Annotated in this window: 13 protein-coding genes; 8 read left to right on the plus strand and 5 right to left on the minus strand. The window is 47.8% G+C overall.

Going from position 1 to position 21527, the window contains the following annotated elements; translation table 11 throughout:
- Positions 1-68 precede the first annotated feature (68 nt).
- From bamA to lpxB, 6 genes are read left to right on the plus strand one after another with little or no spacing between them, the layout of a single operon-like run.
- Positions 69-2459: an outer membrane protein assembly factor BamA gene (gene bamA / locus WJT86_RS06890; RefSeq protein WP_407066930.1), complete on the plus strand. Its 2391-nt coding sequence runs from the start codon at positions 69-71 to the stop codon at positions 2457-2459.
- Between the two features lie 54 nt (positions 2460-2513).
- Positions 2514-3587: a UDP-3-O-(3-hydroxymyristoyl)glucosamine N-acyltransferase gene (gene lpxD, locus WJT86_RS06895; protein ID WP_346336805.1), complete on the plus strand. Its 1074-nt coding sequence runs from the start codon at positions 2514-2516 to the stop codon at positions 3585-3587.
- A gap of 27 nt (positions 3588-3614) precedes the next feature.
- Entirely contained in the window at positions 3615-4076 is a 462-nt protein-coding gene (fabZ, locus tag WJT86_RS06900; protein ID WP_346336807.1) for a 3-hydroxyacyl-ACP dehydratase FabZ, read from the plus strand.
- The gene (gene lpxA / locus WJT86_RS06905; protein WP_346336808.1) at positions 4077-4889 is read left to right on the plus strand and encodes an acyl-ACP--UDP-N-acetylglucosamine O-acyltransferase; all 813 of its coding nucleotides are present in this window, start codon (positions 4077-4079) and stop codon (positions 4887-4889) included.
- Positions 4889-5746: an LpxI family protein gene (locus WJT86_RS06910; RefSeq protein WP_346336809.1), complete on the plus strand. Its 858-nt coding sequence runs from the start codon at positions 4889-4891 to the stop codon at positions 5744-5746. Before lpxA ends, WJT86_RS06910 begins: the two co-directional genes overlap by 1 nt.
- Positions 5747-5758: 12 nt before the next feature.
- Positions 5759-6925 (plus strand): lipid-A-disaccharide synthase, encoded by a 1167-nt coding sequence (gene lpxB, locus WJT86_RS06915; protein WP_346336811.1) that lies wholly within the window; start codon positions 5759-5761, stop codon positions 6923-6925.
- A gap of 36 nt (positions 6926-6961) precedes the next feature.
- On the opposite strand, the gene gltA is transcribed toward lpxB, so the two are convergent.
- Complete coding sequence (gene gltA, locus WJT86_RS06920) at positions 6962-8254, minus strand: citrate synthase (protein WP_346336812.1); 1293 nt, start codon at positions 8252-8254, stop codon at positions 6962-6964.
- A gap of 164 nt (positions 8255-8418) precedes the next feature.
- Complete coding sequence (gene gltX, locus WJT86_RS06925) at positions 8419-9843, minus strand: glutamate--tRNA ligase (RefSeq protein ID WP_346336813.1); 1425 nt, start codon at positions 9841-9843, stop codon at positions 8419-8421.
- Positions 9844-10032: 189 nt separating this feature from the next.
- Here gltX and WJT86_RS06930 point away from each other — a divergent pair, with 189 nt between their 5' ends.
- Positions 10033-12075, plus strand: coding sequence for a ComEC/Rec2 family competence protein (locus WJT86_RS06930; protein WP_346336815.1), 2043 nt, complete (start codon positions 10033-10035; stop codon positions 12073-12075).
- Between the two features lie 36 nt (positions 12076-12111).
- On the opposite strand, the gene lexA is transcribed toward WJT86_RS06930, so the two are convergent.
- The 3 genes from lexA to WJT86_RS06945 all read right to left on the minus strand — a co-directional run bounded on the left by lexA (position 12112) and on the right by WJT86_RS06945 (position 19510).
- Positions 12112-12819, minus strand: a complete 708-nt coding sequence (lexA, locus tag WJT86_RS06935) for a transcriptional repressor LexA (protein ID WP_346336817.1) — start codon at positions 12817-12819, stop codon at positions 12112-12114.
- Positions 12820-13009: 190 nt separating this feature from the next.
- On the minus strand, positions 13010-13504 hold the full coding sequence (locus WJT86_RS06940) for an OmpA family protein (protein WP_346336818.1): 495 nt from the start codon (positions 13502-13504) through the stop codon (positions 13010-13012).
- Positions 13505-13549: 45 nt separating this feature from the next.
- Positions 13550-19510 carry an autotransporter outer membrane beta-barrel domain-containing protein gene (locus tag WJT86_RS06945; RefSeq protein WP_346336819.1) on the minus strand — a complete coding sequence of 1987 codons (5961 nt, stop codon included), beginning with the start codon at positions 19508-19510 and terminating at the stop codon, positions 13550-13552.
- A gap of 591 nt (positions 19511-20101) precedes the next feature.
- Here WJT86_RS06945 and aspA point away from each other — a divergent pair.
- Positions 20102-21514, plus strand: coding sequence for an aspartate ammonia-lyase (gene aspA, locus WJT86_RS06950; protein WP_346336820.1), 1413 nt, complete (start codon positions 20102-20104; stop codon positions 21512-21514).
- Positions 21515-21527 lie beyond the last annotated feature (13 nt).

Below are 21527 nucleotides of genomic sequence, written 5' to 3' on the forward strand. Positions count from 1 at the left end.
CCGGGTAGTCTTTTCTATCTGGTCTGTGGTGTAATGACCATGGGAACGCAACACAAAAATGGGCTTCGATAATGTCGATGACTAAAATTCGCCGGCGTAACTCGGCTAAAACTGCTGTCGCTGCTGTTGGTGTGGCTGTCGCCACCATGGCTATGGTTGGCTCTTCTGCCGCCCTGGCTCAGCAGGACGATACGGGAGCACGGCGCGCACGTGCTGATGCTGTTCGTGGCGGTATGACAGTTAACCGCGTTGTGGTTGAGGGAAGTAAGAAGGTCGAAAAAACGGCTCTTCTTAATGAGCTGCAGGCTCGCCCTTTTGCACGTGTCACGAATGCAACTCTCGCAGCTGACGTAGAGCGGATTAAAAACATCTACAATCGCGTAGGTCGTGGATATGCTGATGTCAGCTATCGTGTTGTCGATCTGCCAAATGGCCGTTACGACGTTGTCTTCACCGTTACAGAAGGTGATAAGACAGGCGTTAAGGCGATCAACTTTGTTGGTAATACAAATTATTCATCAAGCCGCCTGCGTAGTCTGATGACGACAACGGAAATGAACTTCCTGAGCTTCTTTAAGAACTCAGACGTTTATGATCCGGATCGTCTGGCATCTGATCAGGAGCTGATCCGTCGCTTCTATCTTAAGAACGGTTATGCTGATTTCCAGATCACATCGGCTGAGGCTTACTTTGATGAGGCTCAGGGTGGTTACATTGTGACCATCACTGTTGACGAGGGTCCGCAGTATCGCGTTGGTAACGTGAATGTTGAATCCCGTATGTCTGGTTTGGATGTTTCCAGTGTTGAAGGTGGTGTTTCCACGTCAACAGGTGATGTCTACAATGCTGACGCTGTTGAGAAATCTGTTCAGGCTATGACCAATACTGCTGCAAAGCAGGGTAATGCGTTTGCTCAGGTTCGCCCGGTCGGTCAGCGTAATCCAGAAACACATACCGTCGATATCGGTTATGTCGTTGAAGAAGGTCCTCGTGTTTATATCGAGCGTATCAATATTCGCGGCAATACACGTACACGTGACTATGTCATTCGTCGTGAATTCGATCTTGGTGAAGGTGATGCTTACAATAAGGTCCTGATGGATCGTGCAGAGCGTCGTCTGAACAACCTTGGTTACTTCAAGAAGGTTCGTGTTACCAACGAGCCGGGCTCTGGTCCTGACCGTGTGATCGTCAACGTTGATGTTGAAGATCAGCCAACAGGTTCGTTCTCTGTTTCAGGTGGTTACTCCACTTCTGACGGCTTCATCGGTGAAGTTGCAGTTACAGAGACCAACTTCCTCGGTCGTGGTCAGTATGTCCGTGTTGCCGGTTCTATGGGTCAGCGCTCCAAGGGTATCGACTTCTCATTCACCGAACCATATTTCCTTGGCTATCGTATGGCAGCAGGTTTCGATCTGTTCTCCAAATATTCTGACGAAACCAAGTACGCACGTTATACAAACCGTATGACAGGTGGTCAGATTCGTTTGGGTCTGCCGATTACGGAAGAAGTTGCTGTTACATTCCGTTATTCGCTCTACCAGCAGGAAATGAAGATTCCTAACACGCTGAGCGAGCCATATAACGATTGTACAAATCCGATTTACGGTACAACAGTCCTAAATTCTGACGGTTCGCCAAATGCTTACTACTGTCAGAATAACGGTGAAGCTTCTCTGGCAATTAAGGAAGCTGTCGGTAAGACGCTGACCTCGCTTGCTGGTGTTACACTGACATACAACACACTGGATAACACACGTGATCCACGTAATGGTCTGTATGTTGAAGTGAAGCCTGAAGTCGCTGGTCTTGGTGGTGACTCCAAGTTCTTCCGCGTCACTGGTGATGCCCGTTACTACCGTGAACTGACAGACGATATCGTCGGTATGGTTCGCCTGCAGGGTGGTCACATCCGCGCCTTCGGTGGTAAGGATCTGCGTATCGTAGATAACTTCTTCTTAGGCCCAACACTGGTTCGTGGTTTTGCTCCATCCGGTATTGGTCCGCGTGATATCTCGACGCTTGACTCCGAAGCTAACGCCGTTGGTGGTACAACCTACTTCGGTGGTTCGCTTGAAGCACAGTTCCCAATTCCGTTCCTGCCACGTGAGCTTGGCCTGAAGGGTGCGGTCTTTGCTGATGCCGGTACATTGTTCAACTATGAGGGCAAGACCTACTTCCCGAATAGTTCGTACAACACACTGCTCGAAGGTTATAGCCCAGGTAGCATGTGCTCATACGGAAACACTGGTACAGCACAGAACTGTATCAAGGTGCGTGATAAGAACGTTATTCGTTCCTCGATCGGTGCCTCGATCCTCTGGAATTCACCACTTGGCCCAATTCGCTTCGACTATGCCTATGCCTTGTCAAAGGATGATGGTGTCAAGGTTGATGGTGTCCGCTACGGTGGTGATAAGACGCAGGCCTTCCGGTTCTCCGGTGGTACACGCTTCTAATAATCTACTTTCTAATAGGGCGCTGTTTTCAAACAGCGCCCTTAAAGTGTAAAAATGGTTGAGCCAAACTTTTTCCCACGCGGGGGTGAACTCACGCTTCGCCAGGTGGCGACGTTAGCTCAAGTTGATTTGCCGGATGGCATTGACCCCGAAAAAATTATAGCGAATGCAGGCCCTTTGGAGACAGCGGGTCCTGATGATGTCGCTTACATGAACAATCCTGGCTATGTTGATATTCTTGCGAATACAAAAGCCGGTGTTTGTATTGTTTCTCCCCGATTTTCAGCGCGGGTACCTCAGACAACGATAGCGATCGTTACTCCTGATCCGTATCGTGTCTATGCAAGTATTCTTGCATATATGTATCCAACAGCCGTACGCCCCAGCTCCGTATTTGATGCGACCGGCATTTCCCCGGGATCTTTCGTGCATCCGACAGCGCGTCTTGAACAGGGTGTGATTGTTGATCCGGGTGCTGTTATTGGTCCCCATGCAGAAGTCGGTGCGGGAACCGTTATTGGTGCCCATAGCGTTATTGGTGCTCATGTTCGTATTGGCCGTGACTGTTCAATTGGTGCTCAGGTTTCAATCCTGAATGCATTTGTTGGCAATCGTGTCGTTATTTTACCGGGTGCACGTATCGGACAAGATGGTTTTGGCTTTGCAATGGGTCGAAACGGTCATCTGAAAGTACCTCAGATTGGCCGTGTCATCATTCAGGATGATGTCGATATTGGTGCCAATACAACGATTGATCGTGGTGCAAGCCGGGATACCGTTATTGGAGAGGGCACAAAGATTGATAATCTTGTGCAGATTGGACATAACGTATCCATTGGTCGCCATTGTGTGATTGTTGCTCAGGTCGGTATTGCAGGTTCGTCGACACTGGACGATTTTGTTGTTATCGGCGGGCAGGGCGGTGTCAGTGGACATCGTCACATTGGTGCTGGTGCGATGATTGCTGGTGGCAGCCATGCGGCTGATGATATACCTGCTGGTGAAAAGTGGGGTGGAACCCCTGCTAAGCCAATGAAAGCATGGATCCGAGAGCTTCGGGAATTGAAGAAATTAGCTGCAAGCCACGCTGTATCCAGTAAAACAACGTCACAGAGTGATGAAGAGTAATAATTCTATTAGCAAGTGGAAAATTCTATGACGGATTCGCCAAAAAAGCTTGAATCTATTGATATTGTAAAGATTCTGGATCTTTTACCTCACCGCTATCCATTTTTGTTGGTCGACAAGATTATTGATATTGATGGTGATGAATCCTGCATTGGCATCAAAAACGTTACCTATAATGAGCCACAGTTCACGGGCCACTTTCCGGCAACACCTATTTTCCCAGGGGTTCTGCTGATTGAGGCAATGGCACAGACGGCTGGTGCAATTTGTGTGTTTTCAAAGCTTTCAGATGCTGAACGACCAAAGCATGTTTACTTTATGACTATTGATAAAGTGAAGTTTAGAAAGCCAGTTGTTCCTGGTGATGTCGTTGAATTCCACATGACCAAAATCAATCACCGTCGGAATATGTGGTGGTATCGCGGAGAGGCCAAAGTTAACGGTGTTCTCGTTTGCGAAGCTGAACTTAGCGCGATGGTTGGCAATTGAATGAGTAATATTGAAATTCATCCCAGCTCTGTTGTTGAGGCTGGCGCTAAAATTGCTGATGGCGTCAAGATTGGCCCCTTCTGCGTTGTTAGTGCCCAGGCTGAACTTGGCGAAGGATGTGAACTCATCAGCCATGTTGTTGTTGCCGGTCGTACCAGCATAGGGGCACGCACAAAGGTTTATCCTTTTGCTTCGCTTGGACATCCGCCTCAGGATGTGAAATATGCGGGAGAAGAAAGCACATTAGTTATCGGCAGTGATTGCACAATCCGTGAAGGCGTAACCATGAATCCGGGTACTGCTCACGGACGCATGACAACAACAGTCGGAAATCATTGTCTTTTCCTTGCGAACTCTCACGTTGCACATGATTGTGAGATTGGTAATCACGTCATCTTCTCTAATAATGTGATGCCAGCTGGGCACTGCTATATTGGCGATTACGTGATTGTTGGTGGTGGGGCTGGTATCCATCAGTTTGCACGCATTGGCGCCCATGCCTTCATTGGTGGTATGTCAGCTATTGAAAATGATGTTATTCCGTATGGTATGGCTATGGGTAACCGTGCCTATCTTGCCGGGTTGAATATCATTGGTCTCAAGCGTCGTGGATTTTCCCGTGAGGAGATTCATGAATTGCGTCATGCCTATCGCTTGCTTTTTGCCAATGAAGGCACTCTGTCTGAGCGTGTTGATGATGTTTCTGCAGCTTTTTCCAATCAAAAAATCGTTGCTGAAATTCTTGAATTCATTCGCACCAGTAAGGATCGCTCAATCCTGACACCTCGTGATTCAGGTGGCGCTTCGGCATAATGATAAAGCAAACAGACGCACCAATTGTCATTTTGGCAGGAGCAGGGCTCTTGCCAGCAACATTGGCTCAGAGAATGCGTTCTGATGGGCAGCCGTTCAAGATGCTCGCTTTCCGTGGATTTGCAGACAAGGCAACAACGCTGCAGGCTGATCAGGTTCGAGATTTGCTGGATGTTCGCGGTATTTTGGCCTGTCTTAAGGAGTGGACCCCCTCAGGTGTTGTGATGGCCGGGGCTGTCCATCGGCCGCGCCCATCCGCACTACTTGGTTCTTTCTCCCTTCTTCTCAATATGAATGAGTTGAAAGAGATTGTTATACGTGGAGATGACCACTTGCTGAAAGGTGCCATTGCACTTTTGGAAGATAATGGCTTTCCGGTATTAGGAGCTCATGAAATTGCTCCAGAAATTATGAGCAGTGAGGGTGTTTTTACGAACCGTCAGCCTTCTGACGAAGAGATGCATTCCATTGCCAGTGGCCTTCAGCTTTTGAATACAATTGCAAAGTTTGATATTGGCCAAGGGCTTGTTATTGTAAATCAACACGTTCTGGCTATTGAAGGGCCAGAGGGGACAGATAAAATGATCCGTCGTGTTGGTTCATTGCAGAAGAAGAGGCTCTTTGCACGTACTGCACCGGCAATCCCCAATAGCGTTTTTATCAAGACTGCCAAAGTCCAGCAGGATCTCCGGATTGATATGCCAACGATTGGCCCACGTACAATTATAGAGGCATACAAAGCCGGAATTCGTGGGGTAGCAATTGGTGCTGCAAAAACGCTGATTGTCGATAAAGAGAAAACAATTGAAGAGGCCAATCGCAGGAATATGTTCCTGATTGGCGTACCTGTTGACTGAGACTGGCTTAAAATGACCAATTCCCCAAAGCAGACCCGTCGTATCTTTATCGTTGCCGGTGAAGAATCTGGAGATCAGCTGGGTGGAAAACTTATGCGGGCCCTGAAAGCGCAAAGTCCAGTCCAGATTGAATTCCAGGGTGTTGGTGGTCAGAAGATGATCGCAGAAGGCATCAAGAGCCTTTTTCCTCTTGAAGATATTGCTGTCATGGGATTTGGCGCTGTCGTAGCACGGTTACGGCTTATTCTTGCACGTATCAAGCAAACGGCAGAGGCGGTTATTGCTGACAACCCTGATGTGCTGGTCATTATTGATAGCCCTGATTTCACGCATCGGGTTGCCAAACGGGTTCGACAAAAAGCGCCGCATATTCCAATCGTGGATTACGTTAGTCCATCTGTCTGGGCTTGGCGGCCGGGGCGCGCCAAAAAGATGCGCGCTTATGTTGATCATGTTATGGCTATCCTGCCATTCGAGCCTGCTGCTCATAAACGTCTGGATGGTCCGCCATGCAGTTATGTTGGGCACCCGTTAATCGAGCGTATCAGTGAGTTCAGGCCAAAGGACAATGAACGGAAGCCAATAGATCATGGGCGGAAACAGCTCATTGTTTTGCCTGGTAGCAGACGTTCAGAGGTCTCTCGTCTTATGGAACCCTTTGGGGAAGCTGTTGCGTTGCTGGATGCAGAAAACCCCGGAGGCTTTGATGTCATTATTCCGGCTGTTGCGCATCACGCTAGGGAAATTGAGGAGCGTTCCAAGAACTGGCGGGTGCAGCCTAAGCTCGTATTTGGAGAAGAAGCTAAGCTCGCAGCTTTTAGGGGCGCCCATGCGGCACTGGCGGCCTCTGGAACGGTAACACTGGAGCTTGCTCTCTCAAAAGTGCCCATGGTTGTTGGCTATAAGGTTTCAAAGTTTGAAGAGCAGCTTCGTTTTCTCGTTAAAGTCGAGTCGATTGTGCTGGCAAACCTTGTCTTGCAAAATAAGACCGTACCTGAGTTTATTCAGCAGGACTGTACACCAGAGAAGCTTTCTGCAGCCCTGAGGCCGCTTCTTTCAGATACGCCTGAGCGTCAGCAGCAACTGGCACAGTTCGACAGGTTGGATGATCTGATGGGAATTGGTGGGGAAGCGCCAAGTGAACGTGCCGCAAGGATTGTTTTAGAGACAGCCAGATAAATTAAAAGGGGCCTGAATGGCCCCTTTATTATTGGATTATCCACGCTGGGATAATGTACGGTAATCCCGCTGAGGGGAACCTGTATAAAGCTGGCGCGGACGGCCAATCTTCTGGTGTGGATCCTCAATCATTTCCATCCACTGAGCAATCCAGCCGACGGTACGGGCCAGCGCAAACAGAACAGTAAACATGGATGTCGGAAAGCCCATGGCACGCAATGTAATACCGGAATAGAAGTCGATATTCGGATACAGCTTCTTCTCAATGAAGTATTCATCCTGAAGAGCAATACGTTCCAGTTCCTTGGCAACTTCGAAGATCGGATCATCGGTATCACCGATTTCAGCGAGAACTTCATGAGTTGTTTTCTGCATGATGCGGGCACGTGGATCATAGTTTTTATAAACACGGTGACCAAAGCCCATCAGGCGGAACGGATCATCTTTATCTTTAGCGCGCTTGATAAACTCCGGAATACGATCTGGTGTTCCGATTTCTTCAAGCATCTTGAGAGCTGCTTCGTTTGCGCCGCCATGAGCAGGGCCCCACAGGCAGGCAATACCAGCCGCAATACATGCGAATGGATTTGCACCAGAAGAGCCGGCAAGGCGTACTGTTGAAGTCGATGCATTCTGTTCATGATCAGCGTGCAGGATGAAAATCTTGTCGAGCGCGCGGGCCAGAACCGGATTCACCTGATATTCTTCACATGGAACGGCAAAGCACATGCGCAGGAAGTTTGCTGCATAGCTGAGGCTATTCTGCGGATAAACGAATGGCTGACCGACAGAGTACTTATATGCCATAGCCGCGATTGTTGGCAGCTTGGAGATCATACGCATCGAAGCAATCATCCGCTGCTGCGGATCAGAGATGTCAATCGAGTCGTGATAGAAGGCCGAGAGAGCACCAACGACAGCAACCATGATAGACATTGGGTGTGCGTCGCGGCGGAAGCCCTGAAAGAAGCGGTGCATCTGGTCATTGACCATCGTGTGTTTCGTAACACGCATGTCAAAGTCAGCTTTTTCAGCGGCTGTAGGAAGCTCTCCATAAAGCAGGAGATAGCATGTTTCCAAAAAGTCACCTTGCTCTGCAAGCTGTTCAATTGGATAGCCGCGATACAACAAGATACCCTTATCGCCATCGATGTAAGTGATCTTGGATTCGCAACTTGCTGTAGATGTGAAGCCAGGGTCATACGTAAAGTGACCGGATTGACCGTACAGCTTAGAAATATCGACGACGCTTGGGCCGATGGTTCCTTCAAAAACAGGAAGCTCGAATTGCTGACCATCAATGGTGAGGGTGCTGGATTTTTTTGCCATGAATTTACCCACCTTTCGTGATGTTTACCGGACCAAATACAACAACAATACATAGCTTAACATGCTAATGCGCTATTCGGTCGCAGGTACGTAATATATGTCGGTACTCCATCCTCTCGGTCGTATCAAGCACGCCTAAAGAACAATGCGATAATTGTGGAATATCAGTCTGATATTCCACAATCTGCCAAACGAGCGAGGATTTCTTTCTTTCCAAGGATTGCCATGACCTCAAACAGTCCTGGGGAGGTTGAACGCCCCGTTACTGCGGCACGAAGTGGCTGGGCAACCTGGCCTAATTTGGCTTCGATGTCGTGTGCGTGCGCACGTATGACAGCCTCTATATTTTCGGTATTCCAGTCAGAAACCGCTTCCAGCTTTGAAATGATGCCAGAAAGACGATCAGAGCCATCTTCGAGCAGCTTGGCTGCCTTTTCATCAAAATTCAATGGGCGTGAAGCATAAAGATAATAAGCATTATCAATCAGCTCAATCAGAGTTTTTGCGCGTTCTTTCAACCCTGCCATTGAGGCAAGAAACAAAGCTTTCAGCTCATTATTTAGCTGGCTTGGTGCTCCACGCTCAGAGCCAACCTCCGGAAGGATGATTTCAATAGCTTTAAGCAGCTGTGCATCATCTGTCTGGCGCATATAATGGCCATTAAGGTTTTCAAGCTTGGCAAAGTCAAAGCGTGCAGGGGAGCGACCAATCTGCTCAAGATTGAATGCTGCAATCATTTCTTCCGTTGAGAATATCTCCTGATCACCATGGCTCCAGCCGAGGCGAACAAGATAGTTTCTCAATGCATCCGGCAGATAGCCCATGCTGCGGTAGGCATCGACACCAAGGGCACCATGGCGTTTGGAGAGTTTTGCTCCATCTGCACCGTGAATCAATGGAATATGGGCCCATTCAGGAACATCCCACCCCATTGCATTATAGATATGTGTCTGTCGAGCTGCATTGGTGAGGTGATCATCACCACGAATGACATGTGTAACATTCATATCATGATCGTCCACAACGACAGCCAGCATATATGTTGGTGTGCCGTCAGAACGCAGCAGTACAAGGTCATCAAGATCTTTGTTCTGCCATGTAACGCGCCCTTGGACGTGATCATTTACAATGGTTTCGCCTTCAACGGGGGCTTTTAGGCGAATGACAGGCTTTACACCTTCTGGAGCTTCTGAAGGGTCTTTATCTCTCCAGCGGCCATCATAACGAAGCGGGCGGCCTTCTTTACGGGCAAGCTCACGCATTTCCTCAAGTTCCTGAGGTGTTGCGTAACAGTAATAGGCCTTGCCATCCGCAAGAAGCTGTTCTGCCACTTCACGGTGACGGGCAGCGCGGCTGAACTGATAAACGACATCCTCATCCCAGCTGAGACCAAGCCAGCTCAAGCCATCTATAATGGCCTGAATGGCTTCATCCGTTGAGCGCTCCCTATCTGTATCTTCGATACGAAGCAGCATTTTTCCGCCAAAGCGTTTGGCAAAGAGCCAGTTGAACAATGCTGTCCGTGCTCCTCCGATGTGGAGGAAGCCTGTAGGAGACGGGGCAAAGCGCGTAACAATCGGTTTGGTCATTTTGAGTAATATCTATTGCCGATAGAGGAAGGGAAACTGGGCATATAATATCTGCCTTACTGTCGTCTACCATGAGGTGGGGACAACGTTAAGCGAAAAGCTGCATTTACACGTATGAAACTATTGGATGCCCATATCCTCTTTTCAATTTCATTGAACGCAGTCCGAAATGGATGGCGGGAATGTCTGGTGCGGGAAAATGAGGATTACAGGATTCTTTGCTGGCTGGTTATCAGCTTTGGCGGCGGTATTGTTCTGTTCTTCCAGCTATCAGAACCGATACCCTTGAAGGTGGCCGCCTTTGTCTCGACCATTGCTTTTATTGGTGCTGGGATATTTTTTCGGAAACGCTTTTTCTTCATTTTATTAATGCTAATGGGGTTCTTTGCAGGTGGTGTGACGAGTTCTGCCTTGCGAATGGAACGCATAAAAACTCCTGTTCTTGAAAGAATATTGATTGGACAGCTGAAAGGATTGGTTGAAAGTGTTGAGATACGTAACGAGCGGCGCCCGCAGCTAACCGTACGTGTTTTAGAGTTTTCCGGATTAAAACCTTCGGAAATACCTGTGAAGGTGCGTGTTACATTACGGCCCAGTTCTATTTTGCAGGCCGGTGATTATATTGACGCTCAGGTAAGGCTATTGCCTCTTCCTCAGCCTGTGAGGCCATCAGGATATGATTTTGCGCGCGATGCCTATTTCAAAGGTATTGGTGCTGTTGGCTCTGTTCTTGGGCAGGTTTCATTGCTTGATAACAGTGCGCAATACACTTTGGAATCGGGTTTTATGTTTTCCATTGATAGGCTGCGAAACAGGATCGCCAAACAGATTTATGAATCCGTTGGTGAGCCAGGAGGTGGTATTGCCGCGGCTTTGGTGACAGGAAAACGTGGTTACATCACTGAAGAAACCAATCAGGCCCTTAGGGCCGCCGGCATCTACCATATTGTTGCGATTTCCGGGCTTCATATGGTGATTGCTGCAGGCTTGTTTTTCTGGTCCGTTCGTTATGCTTTATCGCTGTTTCCCGCTATTGCTTTAAGATGGCAGACCAAGAAAATTGCAGCCGTTGCGGCTATGTTTGGGGCCGTTACTTACTGTGTATTTTCCGGAGCCAGCGTTGCAACCATTCGTGCCCTTGTCATGACGATGGTGATGTTGGGAGCAATTGTTGCCGGGCGGCATGCTATCAGTCTGCGTAATCTATCACTTGCAGCATTACTGATTTTGCTTTTTTCACCTGAGGCCTTGCTTGGGCCGGGATTCCAGATGTCATTTGCAGCCGCTGCAGCTTTGATATCTCTTGCCCCTTACGCGTCTAGGTTATCTCTCAAGATGACGAATAGTGGAAGCTTTAAAAGGGTTCTTGTAAAAACTCTGAACTGGCTCATTGCCCTTTGTTTGACAAGTCTCGCTGCCGGGCTGGCGACAGCGCCGTTTGCGGTTTATCACTTTCATACGGCAATGCCATTTGGGCTTATCGGAAATATCCTTGCTCTGCCGCTGGTATCTCTCATTATTATGCCATTAGGTGTCATCGGGGTGCTTTGTTACCCCCTTGGGCTTGATGAGCCCGTCTGGTGGGCTGTTGGCATTGCAACAGGGCAGGTTGTGAAAGCTGCCCAATGGGTTGAGACCTTTGGCGGTTCTGTTCAGTACTTCTCGGCTTTGCAGCCGATGGTGCTGCTATTATCAGCCATTGCCCTGATTTGGCTGACGCATTTCCGGTCTCATCTGCGCTGGGGCTTTATTGCTCCGATGGGAGTTGCCATTGTTTCTACGGTACTATTTTCAAAAGAATATGTTGCATTTGTTGACAGAGATGGGAGAGCCGTAGCTGTCAGGTCAGAAAACGGGGCATTGGTTTTCGTTGGCCGTATCAATAGTTTTCTTGCAGAGCAATGGTTGCGTGCGGATGGGGACGGGCGATCTTATGCTGAGGTGAAACCGGTTAAAAATGCTGGTTGTGATGCGCTTGGTTGTGCGCATGAAGGTATTGTTTCGGTGGCGATTGTTCATAAATCAGCAGCTTTTGAGGAGGATTGCCGGCGGGCTGATATCATTGTTGCCACAACCCGCGTGCCCATTACGTGTCAGGCGCCTGTTATTATTGATAAAAGAGCATTGCAGGTAAAAGGGGCAGCAGCTGTTTTACGAAATAGTCAAAACCAGCTTATTGTTGAACATGCCAGAGTCGAAAATGCCCGGTGGCCATGGCAGCGTGGTTTATGAAAAAGGCCCGTTTTAAACGGGCCTTGGTGAGTAAACTCAGTAACGACGGAGTAGGCTGACCAAACGTCCCTGTATTTTTACCCGGTCTGGGCCCAGAACACGTGTCTCATAGGCAGGATTGGCAGCCTCAAGAGCAATTGAGGAGCCCTTACGACGTAGCCTTTTAAGAGTTGCTTCCTCATCGTCAATCAGTGCAACAATAATATCACCTGTATTGGCTGTGTCCTGACGGCGAAGGATAACGAGATCGCCATCGAAGATACCGGCCTCAATCATCGAGTCGCCGTGCACTTCCAGTGCAAAGTGTTCACCTTTTGAAGAAAGAAATTCTGGTGAAACAGTAACAGAGTGACTGTGATCCTGAATGGCCGAAATCGGAACACCGGCTGCAATACGGCCGATAACCGGAATTGAGATGTTGTCGTTATCTGTCTGAGGCAGGGTAGGCTTGCTGATTGGCGCAGCGATACGCTCTGCTGTCAGGCCACCTTCAACAACTGTTGGTTTGAATTTTGGGCGGGAGGCCGCACCTTCAGGCATCTTGATAACTTCAAGAGCGCGTGCCCGGTTGGGGAGACGGCGAATGAAGCCTCTTTCTTCCAGAGCGGTGATGAGTCGGTGAATACCGGACTTTGACTTGAGATCCAGCGCTTCCTTCATTTCTTCAAATGAGGGCGGAACGCCAGCTTCCATCAGTCGTTCATTGATAAAACAGAGCAGGTCGTGTTGTTTACGTGTCAGCATCGCCAATACCTTGGGCCAAAAGAAGTATCACATTCTGCATATCAGAAACAAATAGAGAACACAAGGAATGTTCTTGCTGTGTTCTACACAGCAGAAATCTCTTCAGGCTCAGGTAAGGCGGGAATATAAAAAATGGGAGCAGGTTATCCCGCTCCCATCAAGTTGAGGCATTTTTAAATATTGAGATGCGTTACTTACGGGCACCGAGGATATCAACGGTTACCCGACGATCTGGAGCCAGACACTCTTTAAGCTCAGCGGAAGGAATGTCTCCATTGCAGCTCGTTGTAATAGGCTTGGTTGCGCCAGCCGTTGCTGTCAAGATCGGGGCACGAACACCGCGCTGAATGAGATAGTGGCGCACTGTATTGGCACGGGCCTTACCAAGACGCATGTTGTAATCCCCATTGCCAAGACGATCTGTATGGCCTGTGAGATTAATGGCATCGATTGTAGCGTAGCCGGTGGTCAGCTTGTGAGCGAGCTCATCAAGGGTTCTGCGACCTTCTGGAAGCAGATCAGACATTGAAGAGCGGTCAAATGCAAACAGAGCATCAGCAGAAAGTGTGATCTGTTCAGGTTGTGCCGGGTCACACCATTTGTTCTGAACGGTTCCAACATTGCTACAGGCAGCCAGAAATACAGGCAGAGAGAGAGCAAACGTAATTGCGATAGTTTTCTTCATGATTTTTCTCACTGGATATTATGTGAAAGGGAATGAGAGTGGCGCTTAGCGCCACTCAATCTTCAATCCGAGATTGCCGCGATATTCTTCACGCTTTGCATCCGAGAACGAACGCGCATACGAAACATCCGTGAAGACATAGGCGCTGTCATTGATAGGTAGCTGGAAGCCGGCTCCCACTTCGCCCCATGTATGATTATACCGCTCGCTCACTACATCGCGTCCAAGAGCAACGTCACTTGTGCCCTGGAAGTCATGCCAGATATTTCCCTTCAGGAAGAAGGTTTTGGTGCGCTGGTATTCTGTTGGCGCACTATAGGCGAGGCGGAAGCCTACACGACCACGCCAGCCATCGGCATCCTTCTGGTTCACATTGCGATAACCATCATAGAAGTTATCAAGCGAGAGGCGCTGGTAGATAATTTGGGCCTGTGGCTCAACGTACCAGTTTTCCGTAATCTTGAATGGTGCGCCAACTTCTGCAGAGAGTGTCAGGCCATAACCATTCTGGGACTTCTTGTCGCCACCACTGCGTGGTTTGTATGTATTGTTGAAGTAGTTGAACTGCCCAACAACATCCAGATAAGCGCCCTTAGCCCCGACTTTCGTCAGATAAAAGCCAACACCACCTGCTTCAACACTACCATTGCCGGTATGCTTGTCGCCGACAACCATGCCGCTGACAGAGCGATATTTGTCATAGAACTTCAGATCATCGACACGGGCATAGGTTCCCATGACACCGAAGACAGTCTTCGCGCCCTGATTGTCTGAATCATAGTGTGTGTAAAGGTCGTGGCCTGCCTGCAGAATGAAGGTATTTCCTTCATAGCTGAGACGTTTTTCACCTTCATTTTCAGTATGTTTGGCAATTAGACGGCCCCATGCCTGAGACTTGACCATTGCTGAGCAGCTGTATCCGCATTTATCCCATGCTGTGACCAGTGGCTCGCCGGTGCGCTCATGGTAAGTACCGAGGATATCGTAGCCGAGTTCCATATTAACACGTGGCATCTGCACATAGGCAGAGGTTGCCTGCGAGTAAATTGGAATAGGCGTTGGCGTTGGGGGCGGTGTAACAGGTGGTGGGCTGCCCGGATCAACTGGAGTGACGACAGGCGGATATGGGTTGGATGCCTGAAGAACAAAGACATAGTCGTTGCCGCGCTTAACCAGTTGTGCTTCACCTGCATTGGTTGTCTGGGCACTGCCGGTAAAGACAGCCGGTGCGTTTTCATGATCTGTCAGAACCGTGATAACCGGCTTTGTCAGCTTTTCATAACTGCCCGGTGCAACAATATCTGCGACAGAGATATCGCCGATAATGTCATTTGGCAGTCGAACAATCGTCTGGCCTGTTGCAGTTCCCTGAATGAGCAGGTGATCTGTTTCAGAAAGGGACGAGACCACATTGCCTGTGATGACAGGATTCGGGTCATTGTTCCAATGAGTAGATACAAGCAACACAGAGTTTGCCGCACCAATGTAGTCACCGGTGATTCCCAGCTTGTTGGTTGCTGTATCCGTGAAATTCCGAAGATCAATCGTCCCTTCGTTGTTGACCAGATCAGCATTCATGATTGTCGACAGAATGTGGGTCTTAGACAGGGTTGAACCCATTCCAATGTTGACTGTTTCAATCGCAACCCCTGCGCCCTGGCTGACATCGCCAACCATGTTCATTCTGGCACCATCAGCAATATCGACAGTCTTCCAGTTCAGAAGCTGAGAGAATGTCTCACCTGCAATACCTGTTGGTGTTGCTGTGCCTTCACTGTAGGCATTCATCAGGAAGTCGCCCAGGTCAGCACTTAAAGTCAGCTTTGTTGTGCCGCCGACACCACCGTCAATCTTCTGCATGTCAGAACCGACGCTATCGGTTTTACCGTGAAGGTACACGGTATTATCACCTGCGCCTGTCAGCAGAATGCTTCCGACAACATGACCAGCAGAATCAATATCTACGCTTCCATTATCCTGTTTGAGGATGGCGATATTGTTGGTATTCGCCAGAACTTCAGCAATTTGCGCAATTTTCATTGTGCCTTGACCATCAAGAACAACGGCAGCAGCATTTGCTTGAAGTGTTGTTGTCGACATTGAGGTAACACCGGATAGCGTTACGTCGAAGGTTCCGTTGGCTGAAGACACAGACAGGGCGCTGGAATTCTCGCCTGCCGCTAATGTGTAGCCTGCTCCAGAGTTTTGTACGTAAACAACATTGCCATTATCGGCTTTGAGGGAAAATGCGGTGGCGTCGTTACCTGCTGAAGATACACCACCAGACTGGGTTGCCGTGATATTCCCTGCACCACCTGCAATGGCATTAACACCATAAGATGAATTACCAGCAGAACGGATCTGTGCCGTACCGGCCACATACAGGTTAATATTACCGCCAGTCGTTCCGACCTTCAGGGCATCAGAGTTTGTCCCCTGAGAACTGATAGTGCCTTCTACCCGAGTATCAGCAAGGCCTGTCGTAGTCTGAAGATTAGCTGCAATAGCATTGCTGCCACTGGTCTGTACTGTACCGCTGGAGACCTGCTCAAAGAGGATCGAGTTTCCGTTAAGCTGCATGCCACCGGAACCTGTACCTGTTGTTGATACCGATGCAGTCTGCCCCTGTTTGAATTCAATAGCACCACCGGTGTTCAGGATAATACCGACAGCGTTATCTCCCTTGGTGGAAACCTTTGTGTTTGTTGCCTGAGATAAGCTGATTTTACCATTGCCGGAAGAGACGGCATTGATACCGGCAGAGTCATTGCCCTCAGTGGAAATGGTGCTACCTGAAAGTCCCTGCAGCTGCATTATGGAAATTGCACCATTGGTGCTGCGTGCTTTCAAAGCATCAGAGTTTGCACCAAGTGATTTAATATCACCTTCCAGCTTGGCATCAAGTGCCCCCGTTGTTGCCTGGAAATTTGCTGCAACAGAGTTGATACCTGCCGACTGAACCAGACTACCGCCACCTTGCATAAAGGTGATAGCCGCAGCGTTGGCCTGAACGGCTCCTGAATTTGAACCCGTTGTTGTGACAGAGCCTGAGTTCTGTACGTATTCAACATTGCCGCCCGTATTCAGGAGAACGCCAACTGCATTATTTCCGATTGTGGAGACAGTGCTACCGTCAGCCTGTTGGAAGGTGATTTTGCCTGCTCCCGAGGAGGTTGCATTGATGCCGACAGAGCCATCACCCTCTGTCGCGATAACGCTCGCAGTACCATTCGTAATCTGTCTGAGAGTGATGGTGCCTGTAGCCGAAGCCCGAAGAGCATCAGAAGTTGCTCCGGTCGTCTTAATGGTTCCAGAGCTAATCGCACTTATGAGGCCGTTCGACGCTTTAATATCTGCTGCAATTGCGTTTGCACCCGATGACTGGATCACGCTGCCGCTATCCTGAGTAAAGGTAATAGTTGATGCATTAACCTGTACGGCACCAGCATCATCTCCTGTTGTGGTGATGGATGCATTCTGGGCCTGAGCAAAGGTTGATGCACCAGCTGTACTCAGCAGTACGCCTGTCGAGTTGTTACCTGTTGTCGTAATTGAGCCCGTGTTTCGCTGAACAAAATCAATCTGACTGCCGGCTGTTGAGACAGCATTGACACCAAGTGAGGTGAGGCCGGTTGTTGATACCTTTCCACCGACATCCTGTATCAGGGTAATATTGCCAGATGTACTGGTTGCCTTGATTGCATCTGATGTGTCGCCAGACGTTTTAATCTGGCCTTGATGCAGAATGCCAAGGGCACCAGCTGCAACCTGAAGATTAAGGGCAGAGGAATTTACACCTGCTGTCTCAATAATGCTGTTATTGGCAAGCTGGTTGAAGGTCAGGGTTGCTGCGCCATTGGCAACAGCCTTGAGAGCAATCGAGGTATCACCTGTTGTTGCGATACGGCCGCCATCATACTGCAATACAGTAATGTCCGCTGATGTGCTGGCAATATCTGCTGCATTTGAAGTGTCGCCCGATGAGGTCAGAACACCTGCCTGGCTGAAGGTAATAATGCCACTGTCACTGCGCATGAGAACAGAGTTTGAGTTATCACCACTAGATGTGATTGTTGTACCGGCAGCTTGTAAGAAGTCTGCTTTAATCGCATTGGCTGCCGTTATCTTAACGGACTGAGAGTTTACACCAGCTGTTGAAATACTGCCTGCACCCAGCACAACACGTGCAAAATCAGTACCTTGCAGAATATAATTGCCGTTTTTGAAATCTGTTACAGTTGGTGAAGCTGCGCCTGTTCCGAGCAGTGCCTGCCCCTGAGTGACATCAATACCAACAGAGCTGTCGGTTTTCATATCAATTGTTACAGCACCATTGGTCGCGAGCAGGGCATTTTCATGGGCAATTTTAATGCCTGTCAGGTTGTTGTTCGCACTGACATTCTGATTCAACCCTTCAGAGCTGACATTCAGAGCTCCGCCGACCCAAAGTGCACCATCTGCAACATCAATGCCCAAGCCGTTGCTGGCATTTGCAATCTTGATATTAACATTGCCATCAACCTTGGCCTCACCTTCATTCAGGAGAATACCGGTAACGTAATTTAATGTATCTTTAGCGCCGGTTGCATTGTTGTCGTAATAATTGACGTATTCATGAGCACCAATATTCATATTGATGTCGCCAGCAACATAAGCGCGGCCACGGAGCCTCTCAATCAGAACGTCATTATATTTTAGATCTTCAGCTGTAACGGCCAGACTATTAGCGTTCCCCTGTGTTACGCTACCGTTTGCGAAGGCATTGTGATTATAATCACCGCCAACAAACAGCAGCCCACCTCTGACACGTGTGCCATTAAGGATATTATTATTAGCCGTTCCGGCACCATTGCCCTGAACGACGTTCATATCGCCCTTAATGTCCATGAGGCCATACAGACGGATGACATCTTGCCAGTCTGCCTCGGTTAGAAAGGTTGCGTTGCCATCAACGATGATTTGCCCATTATAGTAGATTTCGGTGTTTGCCCCACCCCCACTTGCGGTTCTTTTTTCAGAAACAAGATCTTCGGAAACGTGTAAAGTGGCTGTTCCAAGAATGCTGCCGCTACTCGTGATGGCACCATCAGTACCAATAACTATGGTTCGGGAGTTTTGACTGTTTTTAACTTCAGAATATGTTCCGTGAATGATTGTCAGATTAACCGCATTGACCGTTGTATTATAATCATCTGTGGATTTTTCATGCCAGTGGCCAATAGCTAGGGTATGGCCACCCTGATCATTGTAAAGATAGGTATTCTGCCCCTGAAAATTAATAACGGCGCCATCAACGACGTTGATCATGGCTCTATGGAACGTTGGGCCAGCAATAAACAGTGCGTTGTCGAGAACATTCAGTGTTGTATGGTCGACTGCAACATTGCGATAGACACCTGAGTTTGTTGTATCTGATGCACCACCAAGGCTGCCGCTGCTTGGGATATATTGGTAATTTCGGCCACTTCCAGATGCGAGTGGGTTATTGGCTTCATAGGCCTGAAAAGAACCGCCGCTTAATGTGTAGACAGATTTATTATAATCGCTGCCGGGAGTGTAATCATAAATCGTTGAACCAGCTGCTGGGACTTCGCTTGGACGTAAGGAGCTTAGATCAAGGATATAATCCTGAAAATGTGCGGCAACTTCTTCTTTATATGCAGGTGAACAGGTTGAGAGATTAACGCACCCGTATTTTTGAAAAACATAAGTATTGTATGTGCCGCCAGAGTCGTCACCGGCATTCACGTGATATGTTGAATTATAAATATCTTTTCTGAAATCACTTAATGCGGCATCAATGTTTGTATCTGTTTTACGGCTCTGAGTATAAGATGGGCGATTGTTGCCCACGCCGAATTCTGCCGCATGGGGTGCCGCAAAAGGAGCAAATGAAAGTGCCGTGGCGATTAATAGAGCCTGCTTTCTGGCACTTAGAATACGCTTCAGCTGTTTGGATCTTACCGCAGATTCTGTACGCTTTATTCCAAATTCTGAATAAATCATATTGCCCCAATCCTTCATAATGTTTCGCTCGTTCAACGTTGCGTAAAATTTAGTTTCTCTAATCCGCTATGATGATTTCAGGCGTATTTTTGCGAAGGCCCGTCTGTTCATCACACGTTTTGATGTCTTCGTATGAAGGCATCATTTCAGTGAATTCTTTTAGTCAGATTTTTGCATTCTATACTTTTGTTTTTTTAATAAATAAATGATTTTTTGGGGTATTTATTGTCTAAAGATTGTTTTATATTTCGATATTATTTTATTGTTATTTATTCAAATTTATTATTTGTTTATTGAAATCTCTGTTGAGAACTTTTAATTTATTTTAATGTATTTTTTTTACTGAAATTTTCTATGAAATATTATGCATCGAATAAATATTGTTTTTATTTGGATGGTCTTCATGCTCTTTGCTCTGACTGGAGCAAAAAACATAATTTCAAAAAATAACCGACTGGTTGTTTTGAGGGCGACATAATCACGCTTGGTCTTTTGTAGGGTTTGGAATATATTCAGCCGGTCACAAAAGAGCGCTGTTATATATAAAATTCAGTGCTTTATCTATTTTTAGGCTCTGGTTGGAGTTTGGATATGTCAGGTACAAGAACTGAAGTTGATTTACTGGGTAGCCGAGAAGTTCCGGCTGAGGCTTACTACGGTATCCATACTCTTCGAGCGATTGAGAATTTTAATATCTCGCCAAATACAATCAATGATTGTCCTGAGTTTATCCGTTCCATGGTCAAGGTGAAGAAAGCTGCCGCTTTAACCAATATGACACTGGGCGCTATTCCTGAAGATGTCGGGCAGGCTATTCTAAAAGCCTGTGATGAAATTCTGGAAAAAGGAGCATGTATGGATCAGTTCCCGGTTGATGTCTTTCAGGGTGGTGCGGGAACATCTGTCAACATGAATACCAATGAAGTGATTGCCAATCTGGCTCTGGAGCTGACAGGCCATCGCAAAGGGGAGTACAAGTTTGTAAACCCCAATGATCACGTCAATGAATCACAGTCTACTAATGATGCATATCCAACAGGGTTTAGAATTTCAGTTTACAGCTTAATGCTCGACCTTGTTGAAGCTATGAAGTTTCTTGATGGAGGCTTTAAAGACAAGGCTGCGGAGTTTAAGAATGTTCTGAAAATGGGCCGTACCCAGCTTCAGGATGCTGTGCCTATGTCTTTAGGGCAGGAATTCAACGCATTTTCAACGCTCATCAAAGAAGAAATAAATAACCTGCATAATGTGATGGAATTGTTGCTGGAGGTTAATCTGGGCGCAACAGCCATTGGAACACGCGTTAATACGCCAGATGGTTATCAGGAGCTTGCAGTTGAAAATCTGAGTAAGGTTACAGGATATAATTGTAAGCCTTCAGAAGACTTGATTGAAGCAACATCTGACTGTGGTGCCTATGTGATGATACATAGTGCATTAAAGCGTTTGGCCGTTAAACTTTCCAAGATATCTAATGATTTGCGTCTGCTTTCATCCGGGCCTCGCGCTGGATTGAATGAGATTAATCTGCCTCAGCTTCAGGCTGGAAGCTCAATCATGCCGGCAAAGGTTAATCCTGTTCTGCCAGAAGTGGTTAATCAGGTTTGTTTCAAGGTCATGGGTAACGACACAACCGTGACCTTCGCAGCGGAGGCAGGACAGCTTCAGCTCAATGTAATGGAGCCTGTGATTGCTCAGGCTATGTTTGAGTCTATTTCTTTGCTGACAAATGCCTGTCGTAATCTGCGTGAGAAATGCATCAACGGTATCACAGCCAATGTCGAAATCTGCCATAACTACGTTATGAACTCGATTGGTATTGTTACTTATCTCAACCCGATTATTGGCCATCATGAGGGTGATATTGTTGGTAAGATTTGTGCGCAGACGGGCAAAAGCGTCAAGGAAGTTGTCCTGGAGCGCGGGCTGATGACCGAGGAAGAGATTGACGAAGTCTTCTCCATTGAGAACCTCCTCAATCCTCATCGGGCAAAACGTAAATAATAGATGCAGGTAT

It is taken from the genome of Hohaiivirga grylli, assembly GCF_039655745.1.
GTDB lineage: Bacteria > Pseudomonadota > Alphaproteobacteria > Rhizobiales > Beijerinckiaceae > Hohaiivirga > Hohaiivirga grylli.